At 67.0% G+C, this 7,714-nt stretch carries 6 protein-coding genes; 4 read left to right on the forward strand and 2 right to left on the reverse strand.

Features of this window, described 5'->3' with window-relative positions; all coding sequences use genetic code 11:
- The first annotated feature begins 22 nt into the window (after positions 1 to 22).
- The 4 genes from AC5P5R_RS07505 (at position 23) to galE (ending at position 5,025) form a co-directional block, all read left to right on the forward strand.
- Positions 23 to 1,903: a DUF3413 domain-containing protein gene (locus AC5P5R_RS07505; protein WP_164281710.1), complete on the forward strand. Its 1,881-nt coding sequence runs from the start codon at positions 23 to 25 to the stop codon at positions 1,901 to 1,903.
- Positions 1,904 to 1,921: 18 nt separating this feature from the next.
- Positions 1,922 to 3,067 carry a glycosyltransferase family 4 protein gene (locus AC5P5R_RS07510; RefSeq protein ID WP_005410469.1) on the forward strand — a complete coding sequence of 382 codons (1,146 nt, stop codon included), beginning with the start codon at positions 1,922 to 1,924 and terminating at the stop codon, positions 3,065 to 3,067.
- Positions 3,060 to 3,917: a polysaccharide deacetylase family protein gene (locus AC5P5R_RS07515; protein ID WP_005410470.1), complete on the forward strand. Its 858-nt coding sequence runs from the start codon at positions 3,060 to 3,062 to the stop codon at positions 3,915 to 3,917. The genes AC5P5R_RS07510 and AC5P5R_RS07515 overlap by 8 nt, the downstream gene beginning before the upstream one ends.
- 67 nt (positions 3,918 to 3,984) lie before the next feature.
- Positions 3,985 to 5,025 (forward strand): UDP-glucose 4-epimerase GalE, encoded by a 1,041-nt coding sequence (galE, locus tag AC5P5R_RS07520; protein WP_164281709.1) that lies wholly within the window; start codon positions 3,985 to 3,987, stop codon positions 5,023 to 5,025.
- Between the two features lie 168 nt (positions 5,026 to 5,193).
- On the opposite strand, the gene glmM is transcribed toward galE, so the two are convergent.
- Both glmM and accD read right to left on the reverse strand, forming a co-directional pair.
- Complete coding sequence (gene glmM, locus AC5P5R_RS07525; protein ID WP_099479365.1) at positions 5,194 to 6,555, reverse strand: phosphoglucosamine mutase; 1,362 nt, start codon at positions 6,553 to 6,555, stop codon at positions 5,194 to 5,196.
- Positions 6,555 to 7,430 (reverse strand): acetyl-CoA carboxylase, carboxyltransferase subunit beta, encoded by an 876-nt coding sequence (gene accD, locus AC5P5R_RS07530; RefSeq protein WP_005410473.1) that lies wholly within the window; start codon positions 7,428 to 7,430, stop codon positions 6,555 to 6,557. The genes glmM and accD overlap by 1 nt, the downstream gene beginning before the upstream one ends.
- Between the last annotated feature and the right edge of the window lie 284 nt (positions 7,431 to 7,714).

Raw genomic sequence — 7,714 nt, forward strand, 5'->3', positions numbered from 1 at the left:
CGCCTCCCCGACCCGACGCACCATGCCCGACGCCCCAGCCGCCATCGCCCTTCCCTCTGCGGGCCCTGCCCTTCGCTGGCGCCGGCTTGCGTGGTGGTCCCTGTTCGTCCTGGGCAATGCGCTGCTGGCGACGATGATCACCCTCGGCAACGTGCCGCTGTACGACAACCCGGGCGGCCACCAGGGCCTGGCCTATCTCGCGATTGCCCTGCCCGGGCACCTGCTCGCCTTCGGCGCGCTGGCCGGCGCGCTGCCACTGCTGCTGGGCCTGTGGCCGCGCAGCGCGCGCACGCTGAGCATCAGTGCGGTACTGCTGCAGGGCTTGTGGTTGTGCCTGCTGCTGGTCGACGCCAAGGTGTTCACCCTGTACCGCTTCCACCTCAATGCCATGGTCCTGAACATGGTGTTCGGCGGCGCCCTGCAGGACCAGATTGCGTTGTCGTGGAAGACCTGGGTGCAGGTCGGCCTGCTGGTGGCGGCCATTTTCACCGCCGAGGGCATCCTGGCCTGGGCGTGCTGGAAGCTGCTGCCGGCCGCGCCCCGCCGGCGCAGGGTGCTGCAGGCCTGGGCGGTGGTCGCCCTGCTGATGGCGAGCGGCCAGGTGGCCACCGCCTACTACGACGCACGCGGCGACCGTGACGTGATTGCCCAGTGGAATTACCTGCCCTGGGCCCAGCCGATCACCGCCAAGAGCTTCATGCGCAGGCTGGGCGTGGTCAGTGAACAGCAGGTCGGCCTGCCCGATCCTCGCCATGCGCAGCTGCTGTATCCGCTGCAGCCACTGCGCTGCCAGAGCCCACAGCGGCCCAATGTACTGATGGTCGTGCTGGAATCGCTGCGCCACGATGCGCTTACTCCGCAGATCATGCCGAACACCTCGGCACTGGCGGCCTCCGCTCGTGTCTACGACCGCCATTTCAGCACGGGCAACGCCACCCGCTATGGCCTGTTCGGCCTGCTCTACGGCCTGCCGGGCGGCTACTGGCAAAGCATGCTTGACGAACAGCGCGGCTCACAGCTGTTCAAGGTGCTGGGCCAGCAGGGGTACGACCTGCATCTGTACGGCAGCGCGCCGATGTACAGCCCGGAATTCGACCGCACTGCATTTGCGGACGTCCGCGACCAGCTGCACCAGGGCCCGCCCGGCCTGGGTTCGGAAGGCCGTGACAGCAGCATCGTAGCCTCGCTTCAGAAGGACATCCGTGCAAGCCAGGCAGCGCACACGCCGTGGTTCGGCTTCGTCTTCCTCGATTCCACCCATGCGCCCTACCACATGCCCGCAGGCTACCCGCCGCTGGCGACCCCGATGGCGCAGGAAATCGACTTCCTCAGGTTCGGTCCGGACCACGACCCGGCCCCGGAACTGAACCGTTACCGGACCGCCGTGCATTACGCCGACAGCCTCGTCGGCACCCTGCTGGACGATCTGCGCGCGCAGGGCCTGGATCAGAACACCATCGTCCTGGTCACCGGCGACCACGCCGAGGAGTTCAACGACCTGAAACTGAACTACTGGGGCCACAACGGCAACTTCTCCGACTACCAGCTGCAGGTGCCGTTCGTGCTGCACTGGCCCGGCCAGGCCAGCGGCCATGAGACACGCACCAGTTCACATGAGGACTGGGTGCCGACGTTGATGCGCCACGCCCTGGGCTGCGAGAACGCACTGAGCGACTTCAGCACCGGCCAGGATCTGCTGGCCGAACCCGCAGGCGAGCGCGCACTGGTGGTGGAAAGCTGGTCACAACGCGCCGTCCGCCATGGCGATGCCATCTACGTGTTCGACAAGTTCGGCAATGCGACGGCGCTTGACCTGCATTACCGCCCGCTGCCGCGCCAGGCCCCGGATGCCGGCGCCGTCCGTACCGCATGGGAAGCGCTGACCCGCTTCCGCAACCGCTGACCACAGAGGATGGATTCCATGAAACGCTCGCTGCGGATCCTGCATACCGAAGCTGCCCGGGGAATGGGCGGCCAGGAGATCTACATCTTCCGCCACATGCAGGTGATGCGTGCGCGTGGGCACCAGGTGTCGCTGCTGTGCCAGCCCGATGCCCGCCTGGCCCAACTCGCGCGCGACGATGGCTTCACCGTGCATACCCTGCGCATGGGCGGCCTGGCACGGCTGCTGCGCGGCATCTGGTCGGTGTCCCGCCTGGTACGCCGCGAACGCTACGACGTGGTCAACACCACCAGCCGCCGCGACGCACTGATCGCCGCGGCCGGCGCACGCCTGGGCGGCACGCCACTGGTGGTGCGCTCGCGCCACCTGATGAGTCCGGTCAATTCGTTGCTGACCTATACCGGTCTTCCGCACCGGATCATCACCGTCAGCGATTTCGTCAAGCGACTGCTGGTCGACCGCGGCATTGCCGCCGAGCACATCGGCATCGTGCCCCCCATGGCGACGCCGCCGCGCTGGGGCATGACCGAGCAGGGCGATCCCTGGGAGAACCTGCAGGCCACCCGCGCACAGGTCCGCGCCGAACTCGGTTTCGCCGAGCGCGACATCGTGGTCGGCTGCGTGGCCGTGCTGCGCGAGCCCAAGGGCCATGCCGAGCTGCTGCGCGCCATGGCGCCACTATGCAAGACCAATCCCGACCTGCACCTGGCCGTGGTCGGCGACGGCGAGCCGGTCATGGGCCGCCTGCAGGCCCTGCGCAGCGAACTCGGGCTGGAGCGCCAGGTGCACCTGCTCGGCTTCCGCAGCGACGCACACCGGCTGATGGCCGGTTTCGACATCTTCGCCCTGGCCACCCACAAGGAAGCCTCGGGGACCGTGTTCCTCGAGGCGGCGCAGGCGGCACTGCCGATCGTCTCGCATCGCGTTGGCGGCGTGCCTGAAATGCTGGTGGAAGGCAGCAATGCCATCCTCACCCGGCTGGGTGATGACGCCGCCCTCACTGGTGCGTTGCGGCTGCTGGTGGATGATCAGGAACGTCGCCGGCAGATGGGCCGCGCCGGTTGGGACTGGATCCGCAGCGCCAAGCAGTTCAGCGCGGCCGGTCACGGAGAGGCCACTGAAAACTACTACCTCCAATGGTTGAAGGAGCTGGGTCATGGCTAACGCCAGAACCGTACCGGTGCTGATGCACCACCATGTCAGCAACTCGCCGGGAATGATCACCGTATCCCCGGAGAACTTCGAGAGCCAGATCGCCTGGCTCGCACGGACCGGCTGGACCTCGCTGACGCTGGACCAGTACGCCGGCTTTCTCGCCGGGAAGCCGGTGCCGCGCAAATCGATCGTGATCACGTTCGACGACGGCTACCTGGACAACTGGGTCTACGCCCATCCGATCCTGCAGAAATACGGCATGCATGCGGTGGTGTTCGTGGTCACCGGCTGGATGCACGAAGGTCCGATCCGCCCGCATGCAGGCATCGAAGGCGCCGAGCTGCCGGCCACGCCGGAACATCGCGCCTGCGAGGACCTGATCTACAAGCAGGGCCGCAGCGACGAAGTGATGATGCGCTGGAGCGAAGCGCGTGCGGCAATCGAAGCCGGCACGTTTGAGGTCCACTGCCATACCCACAGCCACACCCGTTGGCTCAAGCGCGATGACCTGGACCGTGCGCAGCGCCGCGAAGGCATCAGCGGCGACCTGGCCATGGCGAAGCAGACGCTGCTGGAGAAGCTCGGCGAAGTCTCCGATACGCTGTGCTGGCCCTATGGTGACTTCGACGATGACTACATCGAAGTGGCACGCGAACAGGGCTTCCGCTACCTGCACACCACCCATCCCTTCGGCCGCAACGTGATTGGCGGCGATCCGGAGCGGATCTATCGCTTCGCGATCCGCAACCGGCCGGCCAGCTGGCTGCGCAAGCGCATCGCATGGAGCTACAACCCGTTGATCGCGCCGATCTTCAACGGCTTCAAGGCGCGGCAGAAGAAGATGGTGCCTGGCCCGTAGGAGGCCACGTTCATCTTGATCGCGGCAGCACCCGTTTTCGAATGGACTCAAAGGAACAGTGAAGGCAATGAACGTACTGGTGACCGGCGGTGCTGGCTACATCGGCTCGCATGCATGCGTGGAGCTGCAGCAGCAGGGGCACGGCGTGGTCATCGTGGACTCGCTGTGCAACAGCGACGCCAGCGTGGTCGAGCGCATCGGACGGATCACCGGCACGGCACCGGTGTTTGTGCAGGCTGACATCCGGGACCGGCCGCGCATGGCCGCCTTGATGCAGGAGCACGCGATCGATGCCGTACTGCACTTCGCAGCGCTCAAGTCCGTGGGCGAATCCCAGAAGATTCCACTGCAGTATTTCGACAGCAACATCAGCGGTTCGATTGCCCTGCTCGGTGCCATGCAGGATGCAGGCGTGCAGTTGCTGGTCTTCAGCTCTTCGGCAACGGTGTACGGCAACCAGGACCACTGCCCGGTGGCCGAGACCGCTTCAACCTGTGCGATGACGCCCTATGGGCGCACCAAGCTGGTGGTCGAGCAGCTGCTTGCCGACCTGGCGGCAACGGGCCAGGACCTGCATATCGCGACGCTGCGCTACTTCAACCCGGTCGGCGCCCACGCCAGCGCGCTGATCGGCGAGCTGCCGCATGGCACGCCGAGCAACCTGATGCCCTACATCGCGCAGGTCGCAGCCGGGCTGCTGCCGGAGGTCCAGGTCTTCGGGGACGACTATCCGACCCATGATGGTACCGGCGTGCGCGACTACATCCATGTGCACGACGTCGCCAGCGCCCACGTACTGGCCCTGCAGTTCCTTCGCGACCAGCGGCGCAGCATCACCCTCAACCTTGGCACCGGCCAGGGCCACAGCGTGCTGGAACTGATCCAGGCCTTCGAGCTCACCACCGGCGTAAGGGTTCCGTTCCGCATCGTACCGCGGCGCGATGGCGACATCGCGGTCAGCTTCGCCGATGCCTCGCTGGCGCTGCGCGAGCTGGGCTGGAAGGCGCGTCACGATCTCACCGACATGTGCCGGGACACCTGGAAGTGGCAGCGGGCGATGTCACGCACCGCACACGGTGCAATGCCAGAGCACCTACCCGCGCGCTGATGCGGGCAGGACCCAGCGGTCGGAAACGCCCGTACACGACGCGTCACAAGGTGCGCAGCCGCAGCTGAACGCGATCGCGGGCCGCGCACGGTTGAGTCCCCCTCCCAGAAAAAAACATGGCCGCAAACGCGGCCATGTCGGGTGCAACACGCGGTATTGCCACGCTGCTCAGGCAGCGGCTTCGCGCACCGCAGCGGACAAGCGATCGAGTGTCTCCTGCATCAGCGTGGCGTCATCGGCTTCGACGGTAACCCGCACCACCGGCTCGGTACCCGACGGGCGCAGGAACGCGCGACCGCGGCCGGCCACCGACTGCTGCGCGGCCGCCAGCGCGGCCTGCACACTGTCGGCCTGCACCGTGGCCTTGGCCGAGACATTGCCCAACCGCACGTTGACCGTTTTCTGCGGCACCCGCTCCAAACCCTTCAGCGCCTGGCGCAGGGTCTGGCCGCCGTTGCGCAGTGCCACCAGTACCTGCAGGGCACTGACAATACCGTCGCCGGTGGTCGCCCGGTCCAGGCACAGCAGGTGGCCTGAGGCCTCACCGCCAAGCACGCCCCCGCCTTCGACCAGCGCCTGGTGCACGTATCGATCACCAACGTTGCTGCGCACGAACGGGATCTGCAGATCGGCGAAAGCTCTCTCCACGCCGTAGTTGCTCATCAGCGTGCCGACCACCGGGCCGCGCAGGCGGCCTTCGTCCTTCCAGGCGCGGGCCAGGATGTACAGCAGGTCATCGCCGTCGACCGGGTTGCCCTGGTCGTCGGCCATCAGCACACGGTCGCCATCACCATCGAAGGCGATGCCGAGATCGGCGCGGGTCTCGCGGACCTTGGCCGCCAGGTTGTCGATATGGGTGGAACCCACACCGGCGTTGATGTTGACGCCGTTGGGCTCGGCACCGATGCCGATCACCTCGGCGCCCAGTTCGCGGAACAGCAGCGGTGCGATCTGGTAGGTGGCGCCGTGTGCGCAATCCAGCACCAGGCGCACGCCACGCAGGTCGAACGCGCGCGGCACGCTGGCCTTGCAGAACTCGATGTAGCGGCCGACCGCTTCGCGCGCGCGCGACGCCTTGCCCAGCTTCTCCGATTCGGCGGTGGTGAACGGAACGTCCAGCGCCGCTTCCAGGGCCAGTTCGGTGGCGTCGTCGAGCTTCTCGCCCTGGGCGGAGAAGAACTTGATGCCGTTGTCGTAATGCGGGTTGTGCGAAGCGCTGATGACGATGCCGGCGTCCACGCCCAGCGTGCGGGTCAGGAACGCCACCGCCGGGGTCGGCATCGGCCCCAGCAGCTGTACGTCGGCGCCGGCAGCGACCAGGCCGGCCTCCAGCGCCGCTTCGAACATGTAGCCGGAAATGCGGGTGTCCTTGCCGATCACCACGATCGGCCGGCGCCCGTCCTGGCCGCGCTGGGCGACCAGGACACGGCCCAGGGCGTTGCCCAGGCGCAGCACGAAATCGGCCGAGATCACGCCTTGGCCGACCCGCCCACGGATGCCGTCAGTACCGAAGTACTTGCGGCCTCCCATCAAGCCACCTCCGGGGCCGGCTGACGGCCCAGCATTGCCAGCAGATCGGACAGGCGGTCGCGCATCTCGCGGCGGTCACAGATCTGGTCAATGGCACCGTGTTCCAGCAGGAACTCCGAACGCTGGAAGCCTTCCGGCAGCTTCTCGCGCACGGTCTGCTCGATCACGCGCGGGCCGGCGAAGCCGATCAGCGCCTGCGGCTCGGCGATGTTGATGTCGCCCAGCATCGCGAACGAGGCCGACACGCCACCGGTGGTCGGGTGGGTCAGCACCGAGATGTACGGCAGGCCCGCTTCACGCAGCTTGCCCAGTGCGGCCGAGGTCTTGGCCATCTGCATCAGCGAGAACAGGCCTTCCTGCATGCGCGCGCCGCCACTCTGCGAGAAGCACACGTAGGGGGCACCGATTTCGACTGCGGTTTCGGCGGCCAGCGCGAAACGCTCACCCACCACCGAGCCCATCGAGCCGCCCATGAAGGCGAAGTCGAACGACGAGGCCACCAGTGCACGGCCCTTGAGCAGACCGCGCATGGCGATCAGCGCGTCGTACTCACCCGTGTTCTTCTGCGCGATCTTGATGCGCTCGCTGTACTTCTTCTGGTCCTTGAACTTGAGCAGGTCGGTCGGCCCCAGGCGCGCACCGATCTCGGTGGTGCTGTCGGCGTCGAACAGGGCGGCCAGGCGCGCACGCGCGCGGATCGCCATGTGGTGGCCGCACTTCGGGCAGACCTCCAGGTTCTCTTCCAGTTCCGGACGGTACAACGCGCTGCCGCAGTTGCTGCACTTTTCCCACAGGCCCTCGGGGACACTGCGCTTCTTGCTGGGGGTGTTGTCGGTGCGGATGCCGGACGGCATCAACTTGCTGAGCCAACTCATGCGGGAGGACACTTCCGTTCAGGGCGGCCCGAGGGCCGCAAAGGCGGACAGTCTAGCTCCGCTTTCCCTGCCCGTGCACCCCCTTGCCGGCCACGGAGCCGCCGGAAAAAACCATGCTGGGACGTACGTTTAGGTGCTGGGTCATGCCGGCCGCTGGCCGGCAGCCCCTACGTGCAGACCCATGGGTAGTGCCGGCCGCTGGCCGGCAGCCCCTTACGTGCAGACCCAGGGGTAGTGCCGGCCGCTGGCCGGCAGCCCCTACGTGCAGACCCATGGGTAGTGCC

This window comes from Stenotrophomonas sp. YJH_SMC_19 (assembly GCF_059367915.1).

Bases quoted from the DNA above. Each gene is read 5' to 3' on its own strand.
- accD (WP_005410473.1), bottom strand. From the start codon at position 7,430: ATGAGTTGGCTCAGCAAGTTGATGCCGTCCGGCATCCGCACCGACAAC.
- AC5P5R_RS07510 (WP_005410469.1), top strand. From the start codon at position 1,922: ATGAAACGCTCGCTGCGGATCCTGCATACCGAAGCTGCCCGGGGAATG.
- glmM (WP_099479365.1), bottom strand. From the start codon at position 6,555: ATGGGAGGCCGCAAGTACTTCGGTACTGACGGCATCCGTGGGCGGGTC.
- galE (WP_164281709.1), top strand. From the start codon at position 3,985: ATGAACGTACTGGTGACCGGCGGTGCTGGCTACATCGGCTCGCATGCA.
- AC5P5R_RS07505 (WP_164281710.1), top strand. From the start codon at position 23: ATGCCCGACGCCCCAGCCGCCATCGCCCTTCCCTCTGCGGGCCCTGCC.
- AC5P5R_RS07515 (WP_005410470.1), top strand. From the start codon at position 3,060: ATGGCTAACGCCAGAACCGTACCGGTGCTGATGCACCACCATGTCAGC.